Origin of the sequence: Micrococcus sp. KT16 (assembly GCF_003315015.1) — a bacterium.
Taxonomy (GTDB): domain Bacteria; phylum Actinomycetota; class Actinomycetes; order Actinomycetales; family Micrococcaceae; genus Micrococcus; species Micrococcus luteus.
Genome location: NZ_QNRG01000004.1, coordinates 53004 through 77656 on the forward strand (window position 1 = coordinate 53004; position 24653 = coordinate 77656).

The following is a 24653-nucleotide window of genomic DNA, read 5'->3' on the forward strand; positions in this document are numbered from 1 at the left end:
GTCCGTCAGGCGGCGGGGACGAGTTCGGCGCGCAGTGCGGCCGTGAACGCGTCCACGTCCTCCTCGGTCGTGTCGAAGCCGCACACCCACCGCACCTCGCGGCGCGCCGCGTCCCAGTCGTAGAACCGGAAGCGGGTGCGCAGCCGGTCGGCCACGCCCTCGGGCAGGACGGCGAACACGGCGTTGGCGTCCGTGGCCTGCGTGAACTCGACGCCGGCCAGCGAGCCGTCGGCGACCCCCGCCTCGATGCCGGCGCGCAGCCGGGCGGCCATGGCGTTGGCGTGGCGGGCGGAGCGCAGGTACAGGTCGCCGTCGAACAGCGCGAGCAGCTGCGCCGAGACGAAGCGCATCTTCGAGGCCAGCTGCATCTGGTTCTTGCGCAGGTACACGAGGCCGTCCGCGGCGTCCGGGTCGAGCACGACGACGGCCTCGGCCAGCAGCGCCCCGTTCTTGGTGCCGCCGAGGGAGAGCACGTCCACGCCGACGTCGGTGGTGAAGGCGCGCAGCGGCAGGCCCAGGGAGGCCGCGGCGTTGGCGATGCGGGCGCCGTCCATGTAGACGCGCATCCCGTGCTCGTGGGCGTAGTCCGTGATGGCCTTGACCTCCTCCGGGGTGTAGACCGTGCCGAGCTCGGTGGACTGGGTGAGGTAGACGACCAGGGGCTGGGCACGGTGCTCGTCGCCCCAGCCCCACGCCTCGGCGGCGATCAGCTCGGGGGTGAGCTTGCCGTCGTCGGTGGCCACGGGCAGCAGCTTGATGCCGGCGGACTTCTCGGGCGCGCCGCCCTCGTCCACGTGGATGTGCGCGGTGTCCGCGCAGATCACCGCGCCCCAGCGGGGCAGCATGGCCTGGAGCCCGACGACGTTCGCCCCGGTGCCGTTGAACATCGGCCACACGGTGGCGTCCTCGCCGAAGTGCTGGGCCACGACCTCCTGGAGGCGGGCCGTGTACACGTCCTCGCCGTAGGCGACCTGGTGGCCCCCGTTGGCCTCGGCGATCGCCGCGAGCACCTCCGGGTGGACGCCGGAGTAGTTGTCCGAGGCGAAGCCCCGCTCCTGCGGATCGTGGATCCTCTGCATGTCAGTCCGTTCCCTTCTCCTGGAGCGTGAGGACGGCGTCGTTCAGCGCGCCCGCCTCAGCCTTCCACAGTCGCGCGTACTCCTCGGCCAGCCGTTCCTCGAGCCCGGCGAGGGACTTCACGCGGAACACGACGGCCGCCGAGCGCAGCGGCGCCTCCGCGTCCCGGGCGGCCTTGGCCCAGCCCTGCGCGACCGCGCGGGTCCATGCCTCGCTCGCCGCCTTCACCGCGGCGTAGTTCGCGCCGCCGGCGAGCGGCCGGGTCACCGCCGTGGACGAGACGATCGCGAGGCGACCGGCGGACGAGGCCCGCAGGTCGTCGTCGAGGGCCCGGCTCACGTGCCGCAGCGCCGTGAACGAGGCCTCGAGGGCGCGGTAGTCGTCCTCGGTCTGGCCGGTGAGGCCCCCGCCGCCGCGCCAGCCGCCCACCAGGTGGAGCAGGCCGTCGATCCGGGTGCCGCGGGCGTGCAGGTCCTCCACGAGGCCGCGGACGGCGGCCTCGTCCGTGAGGTCCAGGGCCGCGGTCTCGGCGCCGAGCGCGGCGAGGGGGGCGAGCTTCGCGGCGTCGCGCCCGGTCGGGACGACGTGCGCGCCGGCGTCGAGGAGCGTGCGCGTGGCGGCCCGCCCCGAGGCGCTCGTGGCGCCCGCGATCAGGACGGCGCGGTCGGTCAGGGCGGCCACGGGTCAGGCGTCCGTGCCGCGGATCCCGGCGGTGGACTCGATGACGCCGCACATCTTCTTCTCGAGGGCCTCGAAGAACATGGACAGCGGGAACTCGTCGTCGAGCACGAGGTCGGTGTAGCCCTTGGGCGGGCCGGCGAGCACCTCGCGCGGCAGGCCCTGCGCCCACACGGAGGCCGGGTGCGGGGTGACCACGGAGGCGACGAGCTCGTAGGCCTGGAGCCAGTGCACGGTCTTGGGGCGGTCGATGGACTCCCAGTAGAGCGTGTCGATGGCGTCGCCCAGCTCGACGACGGCGTCGGCGAGCCGGTCCCAGTCCACGCTGAGCTCGACGTCGCGCCACTGGATCACGTCCTTGCGGTGCAGCCAGGCGAAGAGCAGCTGGCCGCCGAGGCCGTCGTAGTTGCGGACGCGGGAGCCGGTGAGGGCGAAGCGGAAGACGCGGTCGAAGAGGACGGCGTGCTGCACGAGCCCGGCGTGGCGGCGGGTCTGCTCCTCGAGCGCGGTGAGCTGCTCACCGGCGGCGGCGCGCGCCGTGAGGCGGCGCTCGATCGCCACGCACTCGCGGAAGGCGGTCATGTCGCAGCGCATCTCCTCGAGCGTGTAGAGGAAGAAGGGCATGCGCTGCTTGATCATGAACGGGTCGAAGGGCAGGTCGCCGCGCATGTGCGTGCGGTCGTGGATGAGGTCCCACATCACGAAGGTGCCCTCGGCGAGCTCCTGGCAGGAGAGCAGTTCGGCGAGCTCGGCCGGGAGCTCGAGCTGGGTGATCTCGGCGGCGGCGGTGACGACCCGGCGGAAGCGGGCGGCCTCGCGGTCCTGGAAGATGGCGCCCCACGTGAAGGTGGGGATCTCGCGCATGGCCACGGTCTCGGGGAAGAGCACGGCGGAGTTCGTGTCGTAGCCGGGGGTGAAGTCGATCAGGCGCAGGGAGAGGAAGAGGCGGTTGCCGTAGTCGCCGGCCTCCAGTGCGGCGATGAACTCGGGCCAGATGGTCTCGACGACGAGGGCCTCCACGTGCCGGTCGGGGGAGCCGTTCTGCGTGTACATCGGGAAGACCACGAGGTGCCGGACGCCGTCGACGCGGTGCTCCTGCGGCTGGAAGGCGACGAGGGAGTCCAGGAAGTCGGGCTCGGCGAAGCCGCCGTCGGCCCAGCGGGCGAAGTCGCGGGGCAGGGCGGCGAGGTAGGCGGCGTCGTGCGGGAAGAGCGGGGCGAGCTCCTCGACGGCGGCGACGATGGTCTCCACGTGCTTGCGCGCGGCGGCGTGGTCCGCGGGGTCGGGGATGGAGCCGTCCTTGACCTGCAGGGGCTGCAGGGCGGTGGCGGCGGCCTTGAGGCGGAGCCAGGCCGGGTGGGTCTCGACGGTGCGCGCGTCGGCCGGGGTCTCCGGGACGACGACGTCGGCCTGGGCGGGCTGCAGAGTGGTGGACATGGAACCCTCCTGAGGTCGAATTGCCGGAAAATATCCGGTGACGCGGATCACTTGCCGGAAGTGTTCCATGAGGGCACGGGGCTGTCAACCCGGCGGCCGGGGCCGGCTGATAGCGTGCGGCGCATGGACGACCCTGTCGACGCGCGGCTCGCGGCCGCCGTCTCCCATGACCCGCGCGCCACGCTCGCCCAGCTCTCCGAGCGGGTCGGCCTGTCGACCTCCGCTGTGCAGGCGCGCCTGCGCCGGCTCGAGAGCACGGGCGTCATCACGGGCTACCGTGCGCTGCTCGACCCCGAGGCCGTGGGCAGGCCGCTCTCCGCGTTCATCGAGATCAGCCCGCTGGACCCGCGCCAGCCCGACGACGCCCCCGAGCTCCTCGAGTCCATCGCGGCGATCGAGGCGTGCCACTCCGTGGCCGGCGACGCCGCGTACATGCTCTTCGTGCGCGTCGGCTCGCCGCGCGAGCTCGAGGCCCTCGTGACGGAGATCCGCCAGACGGCGTCGGTGTCCACCCGGACCACCGTGGTGCTGCAGACCTTCTACGAGCACCGCCCCATGCTGGAGTTGCCGGCGGAGGACTGAGGGCGGGCGCGTCGGCCCCACCTGTCACGTGAGTGGTCGGAATGAGGGCGGGTCTGACGCTCATTCCGACCTCTCGCGTTCCCGGCTGCGGCAGTGAGTACCCCACCGCCCGTCCCGCTACGGTGATCCCGTGCGTCCGACCTCGCCCCGTCCCGCCCCCGCCTACCTCACCGACTCCGTCCCCGCCCGTCGCGGCCACCCGCTGGGGTTCGCCCACCGGGGCGCCGCCGTCGACCGGGAGAATTCCCTGGCCGCGTTCGCGGACGCCCACGCCGCCGGGTTCACCTACCTCGAGCTGGACGTGCGCACCACGGCGGACGGCGAGCTCGTCGTGTTCCACGACGAGACTCTGGACCGCGTCAGCACGGGCCGCGGCCGGCTGCGCGACCACACGTGGGAGCGGCTGGCGGACGTCACGGTCGGCGGGGAGCCGCTGCTGCGCTTCACCGAGCTGCTCACGGCGCTCCCCGAAGCCCGCCTGAACGTGGACCTCAAGGACCGCGCGTCGGCCCCGGCCCTGGCCCGCATCCTCGCCGAGCACGGCGCGTGGGACCGCGTGCTCGTCGCCTCGTTCCACGACTCGCGGCGCCGCCTCTTCCGGCGCGCCCTCGCCCGCCTCGGCCACCCCGAGCGGGCGTACGGGCCGGAGCGGGTGGCGACGTCGGGCGGGGCGGCCGCCATCGCGGCGCTCGTGACGCTGGGCCCGCTGGGACTGACCCGCTGGCTGCGCCGGTGCGCCCTCGACGTCGACTGCGTGCAGGTGCCCGTCCGGCACGGCCGCGTGCCCGTGGCCACCGCCGACTTCGTGCGCCGCTGCCACGCGGCGGGCCTGCCGGTGCACGTGTGGGTCGTGGACGAGCCCGCGGAGATCGAGCGCCTGCTCGACCTCGGCGTCGACGGCGTCATGACCGACCGCGCCGACGTCCTCGCTGAGGTCTACGCCCGACGCGGCTTCTGGCCGCAGCGCTGATCCCCGCCCCCTCAGAGCATCTTCGGCAGCAGCGCCCGCTTCATCCGCCCGTACGGCGGGTACGCGGTCTTGAGCGTGTCCACCTGGTCCGACTTCGTGATGGACGGGCGCAGGTGGGAGAACGTCTCGAACCCGTGGATGCCGTGGTACGCGCCCATCCCGGACGCGCCGATCCCGCCGAACGGCAGCGTCGCGATGCCGGCGTGCAGCAGGCCGACGTCGTAGCCGAGGCCGCCGGCCTGTACCTGGTCGTCGAACGCGCGGTGGTAGCTCGGCCGGTCCGTGAAGAGGTAGGCGGCCAGCGGGTGCGGGCGCTCCGCGATGAAGTCCAGGGCGTCCTGGAAGGTGTCCACGGTCAGCACGGGCAGGATCGGGCCGAACAGCTCCTCCTGCATGAGCGCGCCGTCGGGCCGCACGCCCGTCACCACGGTCGGCGCCATGTACCGTCCTGCCACATCCACGTCGCCGCCGACGAGCAGCTCGGCGCCGGCGTCGAGGTCCGTCTGGAGCATCTCCCGCAGCCGCTCCGCGTGCTCGGCGGAGATGAGCCGGCCGTAGTCCTTCGACGCGCGGGGGTCGTCGCCGTAGAACTCGCGCAGGGTTGCGGGGAGCTCGGCGGTCACCTGGCGCAGCGCGGCCTCGCCGACGGCCAGCACGTAGTCCGGGGCCACGCACGTCTGGCCCGCGTTGGTGAACTTCGCCCACGCGATGCGGCGGGCCATCGCTCCCGTGTTCCGCGACGGCGTCACCACCGCCGGCGACTTGCCGCCCAGCTCGAGCGTCACGGGGGAGAGGGTCTTCGCCGCCGCCTCGTAGACGATCCGGCCCACGCGCTCCCCGCCGGTGTAGAGGATGTGGTCCCACGGCTCCGCCAGCAGCGCGGTGTTGCACTCCTTGCCGCCCGCCACCACGGAGACCAGCGCGGAGTCCAGGTACTGCGGCACCAGCTCCCGCAGCGCCGCCGCCGTGGCCGGGGCCTTCTCCGACGGGCTGAGCACCACCGTGTTGCCGGCCGCCAGCGCACCCACGACCGGGGCGAGCGCGAGCTGCACCGGGTAGTTCCACGCGCCGATGACCAGCACGAGACCCTTGGGCCGCGGCCTGACCTCCGCGCTCGCGGGCCGCAGGGCCAGCGGCAGCTTCACGGGCCGCGGCTCCATCCAGTCGGTCAGGTGCAGCAGCGCGTGGTCCACCTCGGAGCGCACCGAGACGATCTCCGTGATCAGCGCCTCGGTGGCCGGCTTGCCCAGGTCCGTGCCGAGCGCCGCGACGAACCGGTCCGCGTGCTCGGTCAGCATCCGCTTCAGGCCCTTGAGCTGGCGCACCCGCACCGCGCGCGGGTGGGCGGCGCGGGAGCGGGCGGCGGCGCGCAGCCGCTCGACGGCGGCCCGCGGCTCCTCGGGTCGGGGCCCGGCCGGCGCGATCGGCAGGGCCTCGGTGGGCAACGGCTCGCGGACCGGATCGTCGGCGGGGGAGTCGGGGGAGTCGGTGGTCAGACCGGGGGGCTGCGTGCTCATGCCGGCCACGCTACCGAGCGGCCCTGTGCGGCGGCAGGGCGGGGCGCCGTCGTCGTCCTCCGGCCGCTGGTGCCGCCCCGACGGGCGCCACGGCGTTTTCGTTCGGGAAACGGCGCGCGCGCCCGGCCGTTTCCCGAACGAAAGCGGTGCGACACGCCGCCGTTTCCCGAACGAAAGCGGATGGGGTGGGGGTCAGCCGATGACCGCGTCCACCAGCCGCTGCGCCTCCGCCTGCACCTGCGTCAGGTGCTCGGGGCCACGGAAGGACTCCGCGTAGATCTTGTAGACGTCCTCGGTGCCGGAGGGCCGCGCCGCGAACCACGCGTGCTGCGTGACCACCTTGAGCCCGCCGATCGGGGCGTCGTTGCCCGGGGCGTTGGTCAGCGTCGCGAGGATGGTCTCGCCGGCCAGCTCGGTCACGGGGACGTCGTCGGGGGAGAGGGTCTTCAGCTTCGCCTTCTGCTCGGCGGTCGCGGGGGCGTCGATGCGCGCGTACGCCGGGTCGCCGTGCAGGGCGACGAGGTCGCGGTACCGCTCGGACGGGGACTGGCCCGTCACGGCGATGATCTCCGCGGCCAGCAGGCACAGCAGCAGCCCGTCCTTGTCCGTGGACCACGGGCTGCCGTCGAACTGCACGAAGGACGCGCCCGCGGACTCCTCGCCGCCGAACACGCCGGTGCCCGTCAGCAGGCCCGGCACGAACCACTTGAAGCCCACCGGCACCTCCACGAGCTCGCGGCCCAGGTCCCCGGCCACGCGGTCGATCATCGACGAGCTCACCAGGGTCTTGCCCACGCCCGCGCTCTGGGGCCACTGCTGGCGGTGGCGGTACAGGTAGTCGATGGCCACGGCGAGGTAGTGGTTCGGGTTCATCAGCCCGCCGTCGGGGGTGACGATCCCGTGCCGGTCCGCGTCGGCGTCGTTGCCGGTGGCGACGTCGAAGGGCGCGTGCCCGTCCGCGTCCGGGGTCATCCGCTCGATCAGCGAGGCCATCGCGTTCGGCGACGAGCAGTCCATGCGGATCTTGCCGTCCCAGTCCAGCGTCATGAACCCGAACCGCGGGTCCACCTCCGGGTTCACCACGGTCAGATCCAGCCCGTGGCGGTCGGCGATCTCGCCCCAGTACGCCACGGACGCCCCGCCCATGGGGTCGGCACCGATGCGCACGCCCGCCTCGCGGATCGCCTCCACGTCGATCACCTGCGGCAGATCGGACACGTACCGGTCCAGGAAGTCGAAGCCGCCCAGCTTCGCGTGGCCGGCGACGTCGGCGCTCGCCACCCGGTGCACGCCCGCCTGCCCGGCGGCGAGCAGCTCGTTGGCGCGGTCGGCGATCCACGTGGTCGCCTCGGTGTCCGCGGGGCCGCCGTGGGGCGGGTTGTACTTGAAGCCGCCGTCCGCGGGCGGGTTGTGCGAGGGGGTGATCACGAGGCCGTCCACGAGGCCGGCGTTGTCCCCGTCCACCGCGAAGCCCGACGGCGACAGCTCGCGCCCGGCGTTCAGGTGCAGGATCGCGTGGGACACGGCGGGGGTGGGCGTGTAGCCGCCGCGGGAGTCGACGAGCACCTCGACGTCGTTGCCGAGCAGCACCTCGACGGCGGTGTCCTGCGCGGGCCCGGACAGGGCGTGCGTGTCCTTGCCGACGAGGACCGGCCCCGTGATCCCGTGGTGCGCGCGATACTCGACCACGGCCTGCGTGATGGCGGCGATGTGGTCGTCGTTGAACGAGGTCGTGAACGCGGAGCCGCGGTGGCCGGAGGTGCCGAACACGACCTTCTGCGCCGGGTCCGTCACGTCCGGGTGACCGGTGCGGTACGCCTCCAGGAGGGCGTCGACGTCGATCAGGTCCTGCGGCAGGGCGGGGGTGCCGGGACGCTCGGAGGGGGGCAGGGCGGCGGTGTTCTCGGTCATGTGCCACACCTTGGCACGGGCGGGCGAACGGGGGAAGACGCGCGGCCCAGCGGGACGACGCCGGCGGTCACCCTCGGCAGCCGGCGCACAGCCCCCAGTAGTAGACCTCGGCCTCGTCGACCGCGAAGCCGTGGTCCTCGGGGGCGTCGAGGCACGGTGCGGAGCCGGTGCGGCACGGCACGTCGACGACCGTGCCGCAGCCGCGGCACACGAGGTGGTGGTGGTTGTCGCCCGTGCAGATCTCGTAGCGGGCCGGGGAGCCGGCGGGCTGCAGGGAGCGCACGAGCCCGGCCTCGGTGAGCGCGTGGAGGCAGTCGTAGACGGCCTGGTGCGAGGTGCCGGGCAGGGCCCGACGGACGGCGGCCAGCACGGTGGACGCGTCCGCGTGGGGGTGGTCGGCGAGGGCGGTCAGCACCGCGAGGCGGGGCCGGGTCACGCGCAGGCCGACGCCGCGCAGCAGCGTGCGCTCGTCCTCGTCCCGCGTCGTGGTCTCCATGCCAGTCGATCCCATCCGGTTCTCTGGAACATGTCAAGAAAGAGCGGGCCGCTTCGCCCCCGGCGCACCGGCCATTCCCCGCCGTCCCCGTGCTGACTACGGTGAATCCTCGACCCCGGGGCGCACCGGCCCGGGCGCCGTCGACGAGGAGGTCCCCACCCATGGCCCAGCCCGAGCCCGTCCGTCTCGTCCCGGGTGGAGCCGTGGACCGCCCGGCCGAGCAGGCCCTCCTCGCGGCCGCCGCGGCCTGCGACGGGGACGTCGACGCGATGGTCGAGCTGCTCCGTGCGGCGTCCGGCGCCGCGTCCGACGACGACGCCGCCCCGCTCGACCTGCCGCTGACCGGCGCGGGGCGCACCCGGGAGCAGTGGGAGCTGCTCGCCTCCGTCGCCGCGCAGGACCTCTCGGCCGCCCGCGTGCTCGAGCCCCATCTGGACGCGCTCTCGATCCTGTCCCAGGCCGGCGTCCCCGCCCCGGCCGGGTTGCTCGGCGTCTACGCCTCCGAGTCCGGCGGCCGCACCCCGGCCCTCCGCCCCGCCCCGGACGGCCCCGACACCGCCTGGCTGCTCGACGGTGAGAAGCCGTGGTGCTCGCTCGCGGACCGGTGCGCGGCCGCCGTCGTGACCGGCCGGGAGGCGGACGGCACCCGCCGTGCTGTGCTCGTGGACCTGTCCCACCCCGGCGTGGCCGAGACCGACTCGGCCTGGCCCGCGCTCGGCCTCGCCCCGATCCGCACGGTGGGCCTGGCCTTCGACGCCGTCCCCGGCAACGCCGTCGGCGGCGCCGAGTGGTACCTGCGCCGGCCCGGCTTCGCGTGGGGCGGCATCGGCGTGGCGGCGGTGTGGTTCGGCGGCGCCGTCGGCATCGCCCGCACCCTGCGGAACGCCACCGCCGCCCGCGCGGCCGCCGAGGCCGAGGGCCGCGGACCGGGCCCGGACCAGATCGGCCAGGCCGCGCTCGGCCGCGTCGACCGGCTGCTCCATGCGATGGCCGCCCTGCTCGCCCGTGCCGCCGACGACGTGGACGCCGGCCGCCTGGACCACGGCCGCGGCATGGTCGAGGCCGACCGGATCCGCGGCACCGTGGCGCAGCTGTGCACCGAGGTGATGGACGTCGTCGGGCAGGCCACCGGCCCCGGCCCGCTCACCGGCAGCGCCGCGCACGCCCGCGCCGTGGCCGACCTGCAGGTCTACCTGCGCCAGCACCATGGACACCGCGACGACGCCCGGCTGGGCGCCGCGCTCCTGACCGGCGAGACCGACGGCGGCTGGACGTGGTGAGCTTCTCCCACACCGACGACGGCACGTCCGAGGCGGCCTGGGCCGAGGGCGGCGTCGGTGAGCTGCCGGAGCTGCGCCTGCCCGTCTGGGACGCGCAGACGCTGCTGCTCGTGGCCGTGGCGCACCCGGACGACGAGACCCTCGCCGCCACCGGCCTGATCCGCTCCGCCCTGCGCGACGGGGCACGCGTGCACGTGCTGGTCGCCACCGCCGGCGAGGCCTCCCACCCGCACTCGCCCACGCACACGCCCGAGGACCTGGTCCGGCTGCGCCGGGACGAGATGGAGCACGCCCTCGACGCCCTCGCCGCCGGCCTGCCCGCCTCCGCAGGCCCCGGCTCTCCGGCGCGGGACCGGCTGACGTGGGCGTCCCTGGCCCTGCCCGACTCCGGCGTGGCCGAGCACGAGGACGCCGTGCGCGACGCCGTCGCCGCGGCCCTCGACGCCCACCCCGGCCCCGCCGTGCTCGCCTCCCACGACCCGGGCGACGGCCACGCGGACCACGAGGCCGTGGGCCGGGCCGTCGGCGCGGTCGCGGGCGAGTGCGACCTGCCGCTCTACGCCTTCCCCATCTGGTTCTGGCACTGGGCCGACCCGGCCGACCTGCCCGCCCGCCGCTACCGACGGCTGCCGCTCACCGACGACGACCGTGCCGCCCGCCGTGCCGCCCTCGACGCGCACGCCTCCCAGGTCCGGCCCCTCTCCGCCGCGCCCGGCGACGAGGCGATCCTGGGCCCCGCCGTGCTCGCCCACCACGAGCGCCCGTTCGAGGCCCACCGCGTCTCCGGCCCCGACGACGCCGACGCCCACCGGGCCGCCGCCGTCTTCGATCGGCTCTACCGGGCCCAGGAGGACCCGTGGCGCTACCTCAGCTCGTCCTACGAGGCCCGCAAGCGGGCGCTCACCCTCGCCGCCCTGCCCCGGCCCCGCTACGGGACCGTGGTGGAGGCGGGCGCGTCCATCGGCGTGCTCACCGCAGCCGTGGCCGCGCGCGCGGACCGCGTGGTCGGCCTCGAGGCGTCCCCCACCGCCGTCGAGCGCGCCGCCGCCCGGCTGTCCGGCGCGCCGCACGCCGAGGTGCGCCGAGCCGTGCTGCCCGCGGACTGGCCGGCCGACGTCGCCGGCGCGGACCTCGTGATCGCCTCCGAGATCGGCTACTTCCTGCAGCCCGAGGAGCTCGACGCGCTGATCGACGACGCCGACGCCGCGCTCGCCCCCGGTGGCGAGCTGCTGCTGTGCCACTGGCGCCACCCCATCGAGGGCTGGCCGCTGGACGGGGACGCCGTGCACGCGCGCGTCGCCGCGGACCCGCGCTGGCGGCTGCGCACCGAGCTCGTGGAGGACGACTTCCGGCTCAGCCTCCACGTGCGGGCCGCCGCCGCGACCCACGCCGTCGTCGTGGTGCCCGCCAAGGACGAACAGGAGCGGCTGCCGGCCGCGCTCGCGGCCCTCACCGCCGCCCTGGACCGCTGGGAGGAGCACCACGCGCAGGGCACGGCCGCGGTCGTGGTCGCCGCGGACCGCTGCGACGACGCCACGGTGGCCGCCGCCCTCGAGGCCCGCGCCGCCGACCCGCGCATCCACGTCCTCGAACTGGGGGAGCCGACCGCCGGGCAGGCCGGCGTCGGGCGGGCCCGCCTCGAGGGCGCCCGCCGGGCCCGCGCGCTGTTCCCCGACGTGCCCGCCGAGCGCCTCTGGCTCGCCTCCACCGACGCGGACAGCCGCGTCCCCGCCGACTGGCTGCTGGCGCAGACCGTGGCCGCCGGCCGCGACGAGGCGCTCGTGCTGGGCACGGTGGACGTGCGCCAGGGACCGCTGCGGCAGGCCTGGCTCCGCGGCTACCGGCACGAGGAGGGGCACGCGCACGTGCACGGGGCGAACTTGGGGCTGCCGTGGTCGCTCTACGAGGCCGTGGGCGGATTCCCGCCGGTGGCCGAGCACGAGGACGTCGGCCTGGCCGAGGCCGTGCGGGCCCTGGCGGGGGAGCGCGACGGTGGTGAGGGCCGCCGGGTGCGCGTGATCGCCACCGACACCACCCGCGTGCTCACCTCGTCCCGCCTGGAGGGGCGGACCCCCGGCGGGTTCTCCGGGTACCTCAAGGCGGTGGGCCGGCCCGGGTGAGGCCGGCCGTGGAGCAGGGGTGCGGGGCCGGGCCGGGTCCGGGGGCACCGCCTAGACTCGGCACCGGACCGCGACGCCCCGAACCGGAAGGACCGTCATGACCGACCCCCACGCCTCCCACGACCCGCGCCGCGAGGGCGCCCGGCCGAGCTGGTACGGGTCCGAGGCCGGTGCGGGCTCCTCCGGCACCGGCTCCTCCGCCGCCGGCTGGCCCGGCGACGCCGACCGCGCCGCCTGGGACCAGGCCCCCTCGTACGCCGAGCAGGAGGAGCAGACCCGCCCCGCCTACGGGCAGCCGTACGGCTAAGGCCAGGACGCGAACACCGTCCCCGCCTACGGCTACGGGCAGGGCACGCCCGGCCACGGCTACGGGACCCCACTGCAGCCCGGCCAGACCGACGGCGTCGGCCGCTCGGTGGCATCCATGATCCTCGGCATCATCTCCGTGGTGGGCGGGTTCACGTTCCTCCTCCCGCCGATCGTGGGCGTGATCCTCGGCCACATCGGCCTCAAGCGCGAGCCCCACGGCCGCGGCATGGCGATCGCCGGCCTCGTGATGAACTACGTGTCCCTCGCCCTGCTGCTGCTCGCCGTCGTGTTCCTCGTGATCCTGGTGATCGCCGGCATGTCCCTGGGCGACTACACCTCGACCTGACCGGCCGGCTCAGCCGGCCAGCAGCAGCTCGAGATGCGCGGCCAGGGCGAGCAGGGGTGCAGACGTGCCGGGCCGGCCGATGAGCTGGACGGACCAGTTCAGGCCCCGCTCGTCCCGGAGCACGGGCACCGCGACCGCGGGCAGGCCGAGCACGTTGACCATCGAGGTGTAGGGCGTGAACGCGCACTGCGCCTCGTAGTTGGCCTCGGGCTCCATCGCCAGGAAGTGGCCGACCGGCGGGGGCGCGGTGGCCAGCACCGGGGTCATCACCACGTCGACGGCGGCGAACTGCGCCCGCACCCCGCGTGACCACTCCTCGAGCCGGTGGGCGGCGTCGTCGATCTCGGCGCGCCCTGCGGCCCGGGCCGTGCGCAGGAAGTGCGCGGCCACCGCGCCCACGTGCGCCTCGGCGTCCTCCGGCAGCGGCGCCCGGAGCAGCCCGGCGGTCCACACCGTGCGGAAGTCCCGGTGATAGTCCTCGCCGTAGTAGGGGGAGAGGTCCTCGACCGCGTGACCGCCCGCGTCCAGGGCGGCGGCGGCCTTCGTCAGGGCGGTGACGGCGGGCCGGGCCAGGGAGATCTCCAGGTCGGGGGCGAACGGCGAGGCCGTGGTGACGCCGATCCGGCGGACGTCGACGGCGTCCCCGGCCCGGGCGGTCTCCACGGTGCGGCGCAGGTCCGACAGCACCCGGCCGGGCAGGCCCTCGGGGGTGAGCATCACGTCGTAGAGCAGGGCGGCGTCCTCGACCGTGTGGGCCAGCGGGCCCGACACCGTGAGGTTGCGGACCGTGTCCGCGTGCTCGTCCATCGGCAGCTCCCCGCGACCGGGCTTGAGGCCCACGAGCCCGCACGCCGCGGCGGGGATGCGGATGGACCCGCCCCCGTCCGAGCCCGGGGCGAACGGCAGGATCCCCGCGGCGACGGCGGCCGCGGCCCCACCCGAGGAGCCACCCGCGGTGCGGGTGGGGTCCAGGGGGTTGCGGGCCGGCGCCGTGACGAGGTTTTCCGAGTAGGAGTCCAGGCCGAACTCGGGCACGGTCGTCTTGCCGAGGGTGACGGTGCCGGCCCCGCGCAGGCGGAGCGCGAGCGGGTCGTCCTGCGCGGCCGGCGGCGCGTCGGCCAGCAGGGCGGAGCCGAACCGCGTGGGCATCCCGCGCACGTCGATCAGGTCCTTGTACGCCAGCGGAAGGCCGTGCAGGGAGGCGGGGGCGCCGTCGTCGTCCGGGGCGGGGGAGGTGTGCGGACCGGGCACGGCCCGGGGCGCGACGCGCGGGTGGGCCGCGTCCAGCTCGGCCGCACGGGTCCGGGCCCCCTCGGCGTCGAGGAGGGCGAACGCGCCGAGGTCCGCGTGGGCCTGGGCCGCGGCGAGGGCGGCCTCCGTGACCTCCCGGGCGCTCAGCTCCCCGGCGGCGAGGTCCTCCCGCAGGCGCACGGCCGAGCGGTCCAGGAGCCGGGCCGGGCCGGGGGCGGAGGGGGTGCGGTCGTCGTCGGCGGCGGGTGCGGCGTCGGAGGTCTGCATGCGGCCGAGCCTAACGGGCGTGGGCCGGGTCATGGACGGCGGGGCCTTCCTGGGACGTCCGGGCGGGTGGCTACGCTGAAGCCATGAGCGCCTTCGAGACCGTCGATGTGAACGAGATCCCCGCCGATGCAACCATCCTGGACGTCCGCGAGGACGACGAGTGGGCCCTGGGCCGCGCCGCCGGCGCCCAGCACATCCCGCTGGGCCAGCTGCCGGACCGGCTCGAGGAGCTGGACCCGGACACGGACTACTACCTGATCTGCCGCACCGGCGGCCGCTCCGCCCGCGCCGCCGAGTTCATGACCGGCCGCGGCTACTCGGCCATCAACGTGGCCGGCGGCTCCGGCGCGTGGCTCGAGGCCGGCAAGCCGATGGAGGCCGACGGCGACGCCGAGCCCACCGTCAAGTGACGGGGGCGGGCTCCGCTGACGCGACGCCGTCGCGCCTGCGCTACGCCTTCCTCGGCCCGGCCGGCACCTTCACCGAGGCCGCCCTGCGCAAGGTGGCGGACCCGGCCGAGGCCGAGTTCGTGTCTGCGGGCTCCGTGCTGAGCGCCGTGGCGGCGCTGCGCAGGGGGGAGGTGGACCGCGCCGTCGTCCCCATCGAGAACTCGGTGGAGGGCGGCGTCTCCGCCACCGTGGACGAGATCGCCCTCGGGGAGACGCTGCAGATCCTCGCGGAGGTGCACGTGCCCATCAGCTTCGTGCTCGTGGGCCGGCCCGGCGTCGCGATGGAGGACGTGCGGCGCGTGACCACGCACCCCCACGCCTGGGCGCAGGTGCGCGGCTGGGCCGAGACGGCGCTGCCGGGTGTGGATTTCACGCCCGCCCCGTCGACGGCGGCCGGGGCCGGCCTCGTGGCCCAGGGCGACTTCGACGCCGCCGTGTGCGCCCCGCTCGTGGCCGAGCAGACCGGGTTGCCGGTGCTCGCCGAGCGGATCGAGGACGTGCCGGGCGCCGTGACGCGCTTCGTGCTGCTCTCCCGGCCGACGGCCCTGCCCGCGCCCACGGGAGCGGACAAGACCACGCTGGTGGTGCCGCTGCCGGAGGACCGGCCCGGCGCCCTCGGGCAGATCCTGGCCGAGTTCACCACGCGCGGGGTGAACCTCTCCCGCATCGAGTCCCGGCCGACCGGCGAGGGCATCGGGCGGTACTTCTTCTCCCTCGACCTCGAGGGGCACCTGGCGGAGGCCCGCGTGGGTGATGCGCTCGCGGCCCTGTACCGGGAGTACCCCGACCTGCGGTTCCTGGGCTCGTACGCGCAGGCCGAGCCCGTGCCCACGAGGGTGCCGGCCGAGTTCACCGACGCCGCGTATCGCTCCGGCCGCGCCTGGGTGGAGTCCCTCCGCTCCCGCTGAGGCGGTGCCGCACTTTCGTTCGGGAAACGGCGGCCCCCGGGCCACTTTCGTTCGGGAAACGGCGGCCCCCGAGGGACTTTCGTTGACGAAACGGGAGGTTCCTAGGCCCCTTTCGTGGCCGAAACGGGACGATCACCACGACGACGGGCCGTCGTCGTGCTTCCCGTCCGCGCGTCGCCCCGGCGCCCGTTTCCCGAACGAAAGCGCTGGGGAAGCCGCCGTTTCCCGAACGAAAGTGCTGGGGAAGCCGCCGTTTCCCGAACGAAAACGGTGGGGAAGCCGCCGTTTCCCGAACGAAAGCGGGGGCGGGGGGTCAGATGTGCGGGGCCGGTTCCGGGACGGGGGCGGCGGCGGAGACGCCGTCGTCGCGGACGGAGGCGTCGTCCTCGGCCACGAGCATCACGACGAGCGAGTCCGGCTGCACGCGGGCGTCGAGGGCGGTGATGACCCCGGTGGCGTCGCCGTCGAGCTGGGAGGGCATCGGCTCGGCGAACTCGACCTTCACGCGCTGGGCCTGCTCCGTGTGCATCACGGGGATGGAGCTGCGGGACCGGGTCACGGTCTTCACGGCGATCCGCGCCCAGTCGAGCGCGTGCCGGGGCGAGAGGACCATGACGTCGAGGAGGCCGTCGTCGAGCTTGGCCTGGGGCAGCAGCTCGACGCCGCCCGTGAGCATCCCGCAGTTGGCCACCATCACGGTGCGCACCTTGAACCGGCGGGGCTGACCGCCGTCGAGGGCCACGGTCACCTCGTGCCGCTTGCCGCGCAGGTGCCGTATGCCGGCCTCGCTGTAGGCCAGCCAGCCGGCCAGATCCTTCAGCTCATCCTTGGTGTCGCCCATGATGTCCGCGTCGTAGCCGGCGCCACCGATCACGGTGAAGGTCTGCCGGGTGACGCGCCCGTCCTCGTGCGTGCAGCGGACGTCCACGGTGTCGATGCGTCGCTGCCGGCCCCCCACGGCGATCCGCAGGCATTGCTCGACGTCGTTGATCGGCAGGTCCAGGTTGCGGGCCAGCAGGTTCCCGGTGCCCAGCGGCACCACGCCGAGGGCGACGTCGGTGCCGGCCAGCTGCTCGGCCACGGTGCGGACCGTGCCGTCGCCGCCCGCGGCGATCACGAGCCGGGCACCGGCGTCGAGGGCCTGCCGCGCCATGGCGGTGCCGGGGTCGTCCTCCTGCGTCTCGAGCACGAGCACCTCGCCGAGGCCCTCCGCCGCCGCGAGCCGCTCGAGCTCGCGCCGCACCCGGTCCGCGTGCGTCTTGATGGGGTTCAGCACCAGCGCGACCTCGTGGCGGCCCGTGCCGATGCCGGGCACCTCCTCCAGCCGGCGCTGCACGCCGCCCACCCGCGCGTCGAGGGCGTCCACCAGGAGACGCGTCCGTTGGTGCTGCACGCCGAGGCGGACCTGGCGCACCGCCAGCACCACCACGACGACGGCCAGCACGGCCAGGAGCACCAGGGCGGCCAGCGCCATCCACCACTCGGGAGTCATGCCCTGAGTCTAGGCGTCGGCCCCGCCCGCTAGGCTGGCGCACGTGATCGACGTCAAGGACCTCATCGAGCAGCCCGAGAAGTACCGCGCCTCCCAGGAGGCCCGCGGGGAGGACGCGTCCCTCGTGGACCGCGTGGTCGAGGCGGACGCGTCCCGCCGCTCGTCCATCGCGGGCTTCGAGCAGCTGCGCGCGGAGCAGAAGGCCTTCGGCAAGCGCGTCGCCCAGGCGAAGGGCGAGGAGAAGCAGGCCCTGTTGGCCGAGGTGAAGGACCTGGCCGCGCGCGTGAAGGAGGCCGAGTCGGCCGCCGGCGCCGCCGAGGCCCGCCTCGCGGAGCTGCAGCGTGGGTTCCCGAACCTGATCGTCGACGGCGTCCCGGCTGGCGGCGAGGACGACTTCGTGGTCCTCAAGGAGGTCGGCACGCCGCGCGACTTCGCCGCCGAGGGCTTCGAGCCGCGCGACCACCTCGAGCTCGGCGAGCTGCTCGGGGCGATCGACATGGAGCGCGGCGCGAAGGTGTCCGGCGCCCGGTTCAGCTTCCTCAAGGGCGTGGGTGCGCGTCTCGAGCTCGCCCTGATGCAGCTGGGCCTGGACCTGGCCCTGGAGAACGGCTTCGTGCCGGTCATCCCGCCCACCCTGGTGCGCCCGGAGACCATGCAGGGCACCGGCTTCGACGTCGAGCACGACGACGAGATCTACCGCCTGGAGCGCGACGACCTGTATCTCGTGGGCACCTCCGAGGTGGCCCTGGCCGGCTACCACGCGGACGAGATCATGGACGTGAGCGCCCCCGTCCGGTACGCGGGCTGGTCCACGTGCTACCGCCGCGAGGCGGGCTCGGCGGGCAAGGACACCCGCGGCATCATCCGCGTGCACCAGTTCAACAAGCTGGAGATGTTCATCTACGCCGCACAGGAGGACGCGGAGGCGGAGCACGAGCGTCTGCTGGCGTGGGAGGAGCGGATGCTCGCCGCGATCGAGGTGCCGTACCGGGTGATCGACATCGCCGCCGGCGACCTCGGCCTCTCCGCCGCCCGCAAGTTCGACTGCGAGGCCTGGGTCCCCACCCAGGGCACCTATCGCGAGCTGACGTCCACCTCGAACTGCACCACGTTCCAGGCCCGCCGCCTCAACATCCGCGAGCGGGTCCGCACGGCGGACGGCTCCAAGGGCGGGACCCGCATGGTGGCCACGCTCAACGGCACCCTGGCCACCACCCGCTGGATCGTGGCGATCCTGGAGAACCACCAGAACGCGGACGGCTCGGTCACCGTGCCCGCCGCGCTGCGCCCCTACCTCGGCGGGATGGAGCGCTTCGAGCTGGTCTGAGCGGACGACGTCGTCCCCGGCGGCGCCGGCCGTCCCGCCCGCCTGCCCCGCGGCGCCCCGGCGGTGCCCCGCCGTTCACCCGCGCGTCGCCGCCATGTCCGGGCCGTGTGGTTGGGTGGGGCCATGACGAAGAAGCTCGTATGCCTGGACGTGGACGGAACGATCGTGGACCATGACGGCCATCTGCATGAGCCTGTGCGGGAGGCCGTGCGGGCCGTGCTGGACGCCGGGCACCACGTGGTCATCGCGACGGGCCGCTCCCGCGGGGCCACCCTGCCCGTGGCCCGCTCCCTGGGGATCGGCGCCGGCTTCATGGTGTGCTCCAACGGCGGTGTCACGCTGCGCCTGGACCCCGAGCTGGAGGAGGGCTACGAGGTCACGGACCTGCGCACCTTCGACCCGCGCTCGGTCCTGACCCAGCTGCGCCACCGCCTACCCAGCGCCAAGTACGCGCTCGAGCTGCCGGACGGCACCTTCCGCTCCACCGAGCGGTTCCAGGACATGTCCTTCGGCGTGGCCGCGGAGGGCGTCACGTTCGAGGAGCTGATGGACACCACGGCCGTGCGCCTCGTGGTGTTCTCCACGGACTCCTCCGCCGAGGAGTTCGGCCGCGCGGTGGAGGGCATCGGCCTGTCCGGTGTGACCTACTCCGTGGGCTGGACGGCGTGGCTCGACGTCGCCGCGGCGGGCGTGACCAAGGCGTCCGGGCTCGAGGCGCTGCGCACCGTGCTGAAGGTGGCCCCCGAGGACACCGTGGCCGTGGGCGACGGCCGCAACGACATCGAGATGCTCCGCTGGGCCGGCCGCGGCGTGGCCATGGGCCAGGCCGTGGAGGAGGTCGTGGCCGCCGCGGACGAGGTCACCGGGCACGTGGACGAGCACGGGCTCGCCACGGTGCTGCGCTCGCTCCTCGAGGAGCCGGCCGCGGTCTGAGCGGCGCGACCGGCCCGGGCCGCCCAGTCAGCCCCCCGCCAAGGTGAGCAGCCGCGCGGCGGCGGGGCGGCAGGCGTGCTCCTCGTTCCAGTAGGAGCGCTGCACCGCCTGCGAGACGGCCTGCGCCGTGATCCCGAGCGCGGCGGCCGCCGGCTTCTGCTGGCCGCGCACCCCGGGCACCAGCAGGTCCAGCACCGCCCACTCGGCGTCGGTCCGGGACCACACGAGCTGCCCGACGAGTCGCAGCACGGCCTCGGCCTCGGCGGCCGCCTCCTCGTCCCGGCCGCGCACGGCCAACGGGATCCGCGCCGTGGACACGGCCGCCGCCTCCACGGCCCGCCGCGCCGCCGCGAGACCTGGCCCGCCGGCGTCGTGCAGGTCCCCGGAGGCGGGCGCGCCCGCCGCACCGTCCGCGTGCGTCACCGTCCCGACCCCGACCCCCACGTTCCAGCGGCGCTGCCGCAGGGCGCGCAGCGCCACGTCCACGGCGACGCGCGGGTCCTCGACGGCGCCGATCAGCTCGTCGCCCACGGCGCGCTGGAACGGGAGCGCGACGGCGTCGCCCAGCCCCGGCACGTCCTGGAGGGCGCGCAGGAACGTGTCCACGCGGTCGCCGGCGTCGAGGGTGTCCCGCTGGTTGATGGTGAGCACGAACATGGTCGTCGATTCTGCCAGCCCGCAGACGACGCCGGCCGCCCACCCCGAGGGGTGAGCGGCCGGCGTCGCGCGCGGGGGCGGTGCGGGGGTCAGCGGCCCTGGGGCTCGTCCGTCTCCTCGCCCTCCTCGGTGGCCGGCTGCGCCTCCTCGGTGTCCACCGCGCGGCCCTGGGGCTCGTCGGTCGGGGACTCCTCGCCCTCGGCGTTGAAGCGCTGGATGGAGGCCTCGAGCTCGGCCTCGGCCGCCGCGCGGCCCTCCCAGCCCTCGGCCTTGACCCACTTGCCCGGCTCCAGGTCCTTGTAGCGGGTGAAGAAGTGCTCGATCTCCTGCTTGAGGGACTCCTCCACGTGCTCGAGCTCGGTGATGTGGTCGTAGCGCTTGTCCGCCGGGACGCACAGCAGCTTGGCGTCGCCGCCGCCGTCGTCGGTCATGTTGAACACGCCGACCGGTCGGGCCTCGACGACGCAGCCCGGCACCAGGTCGAAGCCCGGCAGGTACACGAGGGCGTCCAGCGGGTCGCCGTCCTCGCCGAGGGTGTTCTCGAAGTAGCCGTAGTGCGTGGGGTACTGCATGGAGGTGAAGAGCACGCGGTCCAGGCGCAGGCGGCCGGTCTCGTGGTCGAACTCGTACTTCACGCGGGAGCCCGCGGGGATCTCGATGGTGACGTCGTGCGCCATGACTCTCCTTCGCACAGAGGGTGGGGTGTCCGGGCGGCGCGGCGCCGCCCGGCGGTGCTGCCGTCAGCCTACCGGGGGCGCCCGTCATGATGGACGCATGGGACAGGTGGACACGGGGCGCGCTGGGCGTCGGGATCGACGCACGGAACGCCTCCGGAGCCGCCCGCTCCCCGCCGTCCTCCTGGCCGCGCTCGCGGCCGTCCTGGTCGCCTGCGGGCCCGTGACCGCGCCGCCGGCCCCGTCGAGCACGTCCGCCTCGTCGACGACCGCCGGGCCGACGTCGTCGTCCCCGTCCACCGGCCCCACCGCGGCCCAGGTGGCGGCCGCCGTCGAGCCGGGGCTGGAGACGTCCCCGGGCACCGTCTCCGCTGAGTTCCGCGACCTGGCCACCGGCGAGGTGCTGTACGCGCGGGACGCGGACGAGCCCGTGGCCCCCGCGTCCTCGCTCAAGGTGCTCGCCGCCGCGGCCATCGTCTCCGCCCTGGGTCCTGAGACGACTCTGCAGACCACCGTGGTGGCCCAGCCCACCGCGGACGGCGCGGCCACCGAGCTGGTGCTCGTGGGTGGCGGCGACGTGCTGCTGGGCACGGGCGCCTCGGACTCGAAGCACGTCTCCGGCCGCGCGGGCCTGCGCACCCTCGCGGAGCGGACCGTGGCCGGGCTGGTCGAGGACGGCGTCACCGGGCAGGTGGTGGTCAGCACGGACCTGCGGCTCTTCACGGACCGGACGGCCCTGAACCCGCGCTGGACGTCGGACATCCCGGAGAGCGGCAACATCGCGCCGGTGCAGCCGTTGGCCACCTACGGCGGCCGTGAGGTCCCCGGCACCGGGGAGGACCGCATCGAGGCCCCGGCGCAGTTCGCCGCCCTCACCTTCCAGGCCGCGCTCGACGACGCGGTGGCCGCCTCCGGCGCCGACCTCGAGGTGGGTCTGCGGGACACGATCCCGGCCACCGAGGTGCCGCGCTCCACGGTCCTCGCCGCCGCCCCCGTCGCGGCGGTGGAGTCCGCGTCCGTGGGGGAGCAGGTCGCGTACCTGCTGGCCCACTCGGAGAACCAGGTGGTCGAGGCCCTGGCCCACACGGCCGCGCCCGCCGCCGACCTGCCCGCCACCCACGAGGGCGCCACGCAGCTGCTGACGGCCACCGCCGAGGACCTCGGCGTGGACACCGCCGGGATGGCGCTCGTGGACTCCTCGGGCCTGTCCCCGGACAACCGCGTCAGCGCGGGCCAGCTGGCCGGCGTCGTGGCCGGGGTGGCCCGCACACCCGCCCTGGGCACCGTGCTGGAGGGCCTGCCGCGGCCCGGCGAGGACTCCACCCTGGGCGACCGGTTCCCGGATGCCCCCGCGCGGCAGGCCGTGGCCGCGAAGACCGGCACGCTCGACCAGACGGTCTCCCTCACCGGCACCGTCACCACGACGTCCGGGCGGGTCCTCGCGTTCAGCATCATCTGCTCGGATCTGCAGTGGAAGTTGGAGCCCGCGCGCGCGGCGGTCGATGAGGCCGTCAGCGCCGTCGCCGGGCTCTGATCCGAGGTCCGGGGCCTGTGATCTGATGGAGCCCATGAGCGACGACCACGCGACCGACCGCCCCCGCGCCGCCGCGGACGCCGAGCCGGGCGCCCCCGCCGAGCCGGGCCCCGCCGTCGCCCACCCGGTGGACTGGGCCTTCGCAGCACGGACCGCACGGTCCCTCGCCGCCGCCGGCCCCCGGTTCACGCCGCGGGAGGCGACGCGCGAGGCAGAGGGCCTGCGCGCCGCCGCGGAGGCCGCCGTGCCGCACGTCCACCGCCTGACCGGGCTCGAGGCGGCACGGGACCTGCGCGACTCGCAGGTGCTCGTGGTGGACCGCCCCACCTGGTCGCGCGCCGCCACCCAGTCCTTCGCCACCCTGCTGGACCCCACGTTCGCGCATCTGCGGGACACCCGGCCCCGCGAGCACGCCGCCGCCACCACCCGCGTCACCCGGCACGCCACCGCCCTGGAGATGGGCGGGATCCTCGCCTGGATGTCCGGGAGGATCCTCGGCCAGTACGACCCGTTCATCGCGCTGCCCGGCCCCGGGGGGACGGCGGCCGGCCCCGCCGGCGGACGCCTGCTGCTCGTGGCCCCGAACGTCGCGCAGGTGCGCGCGGAGATCAACGTGGACCCGGCGGACTTCCGCCTCTGGGTGTGCCTGCACGAGCAGACCCACCGCGTGCAGTTCGCGGCCGCGCCCTGGCTGCGCGAGCACCTGCGGGCCGAGATCACGGCGCTCACCGTCGGCCTGTTCGACAAGGCCGAGTCCCTGCCCGAGCGCCTGCGCACCGCGCTCGCGGCGGCGAACCCGCTGGGTCGGGAGGCCGACGCCGGCCGGACTGGGGCGCGGGACGGACACGACGCGCAGGACGCGGCCCCGGCCCGCCCCACGCCGGGCCTGCTCGGTGCGATCCAGGACGAGGAGGACCGGGAGCGCCTGTCCCGGCTGACGGCCGTGATGTCCCTGCTCGAGGGGCACGCGAACGTGGTGATGGACGGCGTCGACTCCTCCGTCGTGTCCTCCGTCAAGACCATCCGCCGCCGCTTCGACGAGCGCGGCGACCGCCGCTCGCCCCTGGACCGCATGCTCCGCCGCGTGCTGGGCATGGACGCGAAGATGGCCCAGTACCGCGACGGCCAGAGGTTCGTGGCCGCCGCCGTGGCCCAGCTCGGCATGGCCGGGTTCAACGTGGTCTGGGACGCCCCCGAGCTGCTGCCGAGCGAGGCCGAGCTCCACGCCCCCGAGACGTGGGTGGCGCGCATCCGTGCCCAGGCCTGAGGCGCGGGACCCGGGGCCGACGCCGGCGGGCGGGGCCGGCGGCCTGCCCGCGGTCGGCGCATGGCCGCCGCGCACCCGCTGGCCCGAGCCCCTGCACCGGGCCGTCGCGGCGGTGCGGGAGGCCCTCGCGGGCGACGGGTCCTGTCGCGCGGATGCCGGGCCGGGCCGGGCGGGGAATCGCCCCCGCGGGCTCGTCGCCCTCTCCGGCGGCGCCGACTCCCTCGCGCTCGCCGTGGCCTGCGCCGTCCTCGTGGGCACCCGGGACGGTGCGCGGCTCGGCCCGATCGGCGCGGCCGTGGTGGACCACGGGCTGCAGTCGGGCAGCGACGCGGTGGCAGCGGCCGCCGCCGACGTCGCCCGCATCCTCGGTCTGACCCCGGTCACCGTCACGCGGGTCGAGGTGGCCCGCACCGGCGACGGCCCCGAGGCCGACGCCCGGCGTGCCCGCCGGGAGGCCCTCGCCGCCGCCGCCCGGGACGCGGGGCAGGGGCGCGCCGCCGTCGTCCTCACCGCCCACACCGCCGACGACCAGGCGGAACAGGTCCTCCTCGGGCTCGCGCGCGGCTCCGGCACGCGGTCCCTCGCGGGGATCCCGGCGCGCGGGACGCTGCCGGGCGGGGCCGCCGTCGCCCGCCCGCTGCTGGGCCTGACCCGGGCGGACACCGAGACGATCTGCCGCTGGGCCGGGCTGACCTGGTTCGAGGACCCGCACAACCGCGATCCCGCGCTGCTGCGTTCGCGGGTCCGCACCCGCGTGCTGCCCGCACTCGAGGACCCCGACGCCGGCCTCGGCCCCGGCGTGCGGGCCGGGCTGGTGCGCACCGCGGCCATCGCGGCCGAGGACGCCGCGGCCCTCGAGGCATGGGCCGGCGCCGAGGTCACCCGGCTGCGCGTCGACCCGCCCGCCCGGGACCCGCGCGTCGTCTCCCTGGATCTGGACGCCCTGGCCGCGCTGCCCGCCGCCGTGCGCCACCGCGTGATCGCGCGCGCCGCCCGCGCCGCGGGAGGGCAGGCCCCGCCCCGCGAACGGATCCTCGCGGTGGACGCCCTCGTGACGGGCGCCCGCGCGGGGTGCACGTCGGCCGGTCCGGTGGAGCTGCCCGGCGGGGTGGCCGCGCATCGGGCGTGTGCCAGACTGGACCTCATCCCCTGCCTGCCCGGTCCCTGACTG

Annotated in this window: 23 protein-coding genes; 13 read left to right on the forward strand and 10 right to left on the reverse strand. The window is 75.4% G+C overall.

From position 1 onward, the window contains the following. Positions 1 to 5: 5 nt before the first annotated feature. From DE149_RS04970 to DE149_RS04980, 3 genes are read right to left on the reverse strand one after another with little or no spacing between them, the layout of a single operon-like run. On the reverse strand, positions 6 to 1079 hold the full coding sequence (locus DE149_RS04970; RefSeq protein ID WP_069941154.1) for a low specificity L-threonine aldolase: 1074 nt from the start codon (positions 1077 to 1079) through the stop codon (positions 6 to 8). A 1-nt stretch (position 1080) separates the two neighbouring features. Then, entirely contained in the window at positions 1081 to 1758 is a 678-nt protein-coding gene (locus DE149_RS04975) for an SDR family oxidoreductase (RefSeq protein ID WP_069941153.1), read from the reverse strand. A 3-nt stretch (positions 1759 to 1761) separates the two neighbouring features. Further along, positions 1762 to 3192, reverse strand: a complete 1431-nt coding sequence (locus tag DE149_RS04980) for a DUF6421 family protein (RefSeq protein ID WP_036316548.1) — start codon at positions 3190 to 3192, stop codon at positions 1762 to 1764. 123 nt (positions 3193 to 3315) lie between these two features. Here DE149_RS04980 and DE149_RS04985 point away from each other — a divergent pair, with 123 nt between their 5' ends. Beyond that, positions 3316 to 3774 carry an Lrp/AsnC family transcriptional regulator gene (locus tag DE149_RS04985; RefSeq protein WP_036316550.1) on the forward strand — a complete coding sequence of 153 codons (459 nt, stop codon included), beginning with the start codon at positions 3316 to 3318 and terminating at the stop codon, positions 3772 to 3774. 130 nt (positions 3775 to 3904) lie between these two features. Beyond that, positions 3905 to 4744, forward strand: a complete 840-nt coding sequence (locus DE149_RS04990) for a glycerophosphodiester phosphodiesterase (RefSeq protein ID WP_113914106.1) — start codon at positions 3905 to 3907, stop codon at positions 4742 to 4744. Positions 4745 to 4755: 11 nt separating this feature from the next. On the opposite strand, the gene DE149_RS04995 is transcribed toward DE149_RS04990, so the two are convergent. The 3 genes from DE149_RS04995 to DE149_RS05005 form a co-directional block, all read right to left on the reverse strand. Then, a complete protein-coding gene (locus DE149_RS04995) occupies positions 4756 to 6261 on the reverse strand; it encodes an aldehyde dehydrogenase family protein (RefSeq protein WP_061867219.1) in 1506 nt (501 codons plus the stop codon). 192 nt (positions 6262 to 6453) lie between these two features. After that, complete coding sequence (gene pgm, locus DE149_RS05000) at positions 6454 to 8172, reverse strand: phosphoglucomutase (alpha-D-glucose-1,6-bisphosphate-dependent) (RefSeq protein ID WP_113914107.1); 1719 nt, start codon at positions 8170 to 8172, stop codon at positions 6454 to 6456. Between the two features lie 67 nt (positions 8173 to 8239). Further along, on the reverse strand, positions 8240 to 8668 hold the full coding sequence (locus tag DE149_RS05005; protein WP_061867217.1) for a Fur family transcriptional regulator: 429 nt from the start codon (positions 8666 to 8668) through the stop codon (positions 8240 to 8242). Positions 8669 to 8829: 161 nt separating this feature from the next. On the opposite strand from DE149_RS05005, the gene DE149_RS05010 reads away from it, so the two are divergent. The 4 genes from DE149_RS05010 to DE149_RS11805 all read left to right on the forward strand — a co-directional run bounded on the left by DE149_RS05010 (position 8830) and on the right by DE149_RS11805 (position 12723). Beyond that, positions 8830 to 9948: an acyl-CoA hydrolase gene (locus DE149_RS05010; RefSeq protein WP_113914108.1), complete on the forward strand. Its 1119-nt coding sequence runs from the start codon at positions 8830 to 8832 to the stop codon at positions 9946 to 9948. Next, positions 9945 to 12068, forward strand: a complete 2124-nt coding sequence (locus DE149_RS05015; RefSeq protein ID WP_113914154.1) for a PIG-L family deacetylase — start codon at positions 9945 to 9947, stop codon at positions 12066 to 12068. Before DE149_RS05010 ends, DE149_RS05015 begins: the two co-directional genes overlap by 4 nt. Positions 12069 to 12165: 97 nt before the next feature. Continuing rightward, entirely contained in the window at positions 12166 to 12375 is a 210-nt protein-coding gene (locus tag DE149_RS11800) for a hypothetical protein (protein WP_233490707.1), read from the forward strand. Positions 12376 to 12492: 117 nt separating this feature from the next. Beyond that, positions 12493 to 12723, forward strand: coding sequence for a DUF4190 domain-containing protein (locus DE149_RS11805; RefSeq protein WP_233490708.1), 231 nt, complete (start codon positions 12493 to 12495; stop codon positions 12721 to 12723). Positions 12724 to 12732: 9 nt separating this feature from the next. Here the strand turns inward: DE149_RS11805 and DE149_RS05025 are convergent, their stop codons facing one another. Next, complete coding sequence (locus DE149_RS05025; protein ID WP_113914109.1) at positions 12733 to 14241, reverse strand: amidase; 1509 nt, start codon at positions 14239 to 14241, stop codon at positions 12733 to 12735. Between the two features lie 83 nt (positions 14242 to 14324). Here DE149_RS05025 and DE149_RS05030 point away from each other — a divergent pair, with 83 nt between their 5' ends. After that, positions 14325 to 14651, forward strand: a complete 327-nt coding sequence (locus tag DE149_RS05030; RefSeq protein ID WP_002858251.1) for a rhodanese-like domain-containing protein — start codon at positions 14325 to 14327, stop codon at positions 14649 to 14651. Next, positions 14648 to 15598, forward strand: coding sequence for a prephenate dehydratase (gene pheA, locus DE149_RS05035; RefSeq protein WP_113914110.1), 951 nt, complete (start codon positions 14648 to 14650; stop codon positions 15596 to 15598). Before DE149_RS05030 ends, pheA begins: the two co-directional genes overlap by 4 nt. 313 nt (positions 15599 to 15911) lie before the next feature. Here pheA and DE149_RS05040 read toward each other — a convergent pair whose 3' ends face one another. Continuing rightward, entirely contained in the window at positions 15912 to 17090 is a 1179-nt protein-coding gene (locus DE149_RS05040; RefSeq protein WP_036316232.1) for a diacylglycerol kinase family protein, read from the reverse strand. A 43-nt stretch (positions 17091 to 17133) separates the two neighbouring features. Here DE149_RS05040 and serS point away from each other — a divergent pair, with 43 nt between their 5' ends. Both serS and DE149_RS05050 read left to right on the forward strand, forming a co-directional pair. After that, positions 17134 to 18417, forward strand: a complete 1284-nt coding sequence (gene serS / locus DE149_RS05045) for a serine--tRNA ligase (protein ID WP_036316230.1) — start codon at positions 17134 to 17136, stop codon at positions 18415 to 18417. A 123-nt stretch (positions 18418 to 18540) separates the two neighbouring features. Next, positions 18541 to 19350, forward strand: a complete 810-nt coding sequence (locus tag DE149_RS05050; RefSeq protein WP_113914111.1) for an HAD family hydrolase — start codon at positions 18541 to 18543, stop codon at positions 19348 to 19350. Positions 19351 to 19377: 27 nt separating this feature from the next. On the opposite strand, the gene DE149_RS05055 is transcribed toward DE149_RS05050, so the two are convergent. Then, positions 19378 to 20007 carry a hypothetical protein gene (locus DE149_RS05055; protein ID WP_002858258.1) on the reverse strand — a complete coding sequence of 210 codons (630 nt, stop codon included), beginning with the start codon at positions 20005 to 20007 and terminating at the stop codon, positions 19378 to 19380. Between the two features lie 89 nt (positions 20008 to 20096). Next, positions 20097 to 20684: an inorganic diphosphatase gene (locus tag DE149_RS05060; RefSeq protein WP_113914112.1), complete on the reverse strand. Its 588-nt coding sequence runs from the start codon at positions 20682 to 20684 to the stop codon at positions 20097 to 20099. 220 nt (positions 20685 to 20904) lie between these two features. Between DE149_RS05060 and DE149_RS05065 the strand changes: the two genes are divergently transcribed. Genes DE149_RS05065 through tilS form a run of 3 tightly spaced genes read left to right on the forward strand, consistent with a single transcriptional unit; the run spans position 20905 to position 24650 of the window. Next, positions 20905 to 22215: a D-alanyl-D-alanine carboxypeptidase/D-alanyl-D-alanine-endopeptidase gene (locus tag DE149_RS05065; protein WP_233490709.1), complete on the forward strand. Its 1311-nt coding sequence runs from the start codon at positions 20905 to 20907 to the stop codon at positions 22213 to 22215. 34 nt (positions 22216 to 22249) lie between these two features. Beyond that, positions 22250 to 23482, forward strand: a complete 1233-nt coding sequence (locus tag DE149_RS05070) for a zinc-dependent metalloprotease (protein ID WP_020625286.1) — start codon at positions 22250 to 22252, stop codon at positions 23480 to 23482. Then, positions 23469 to 24650, forward strand: a complete 1182-nt coding sequence (gene tilS, locus DE149_RS05075; protein ID WP_102708240.1) for a tRNA lysidine(34) synthetase TilS — start codon at positions 23469 to 23471, stop codon at positions 24648 to 24650. The genes DE149_RS05070 and tilS overlap by 14 nt, the downstream gene beginning before the upstream one ends. Positions 24651 to 24653 lie beyond the last annotated feature (3 nt).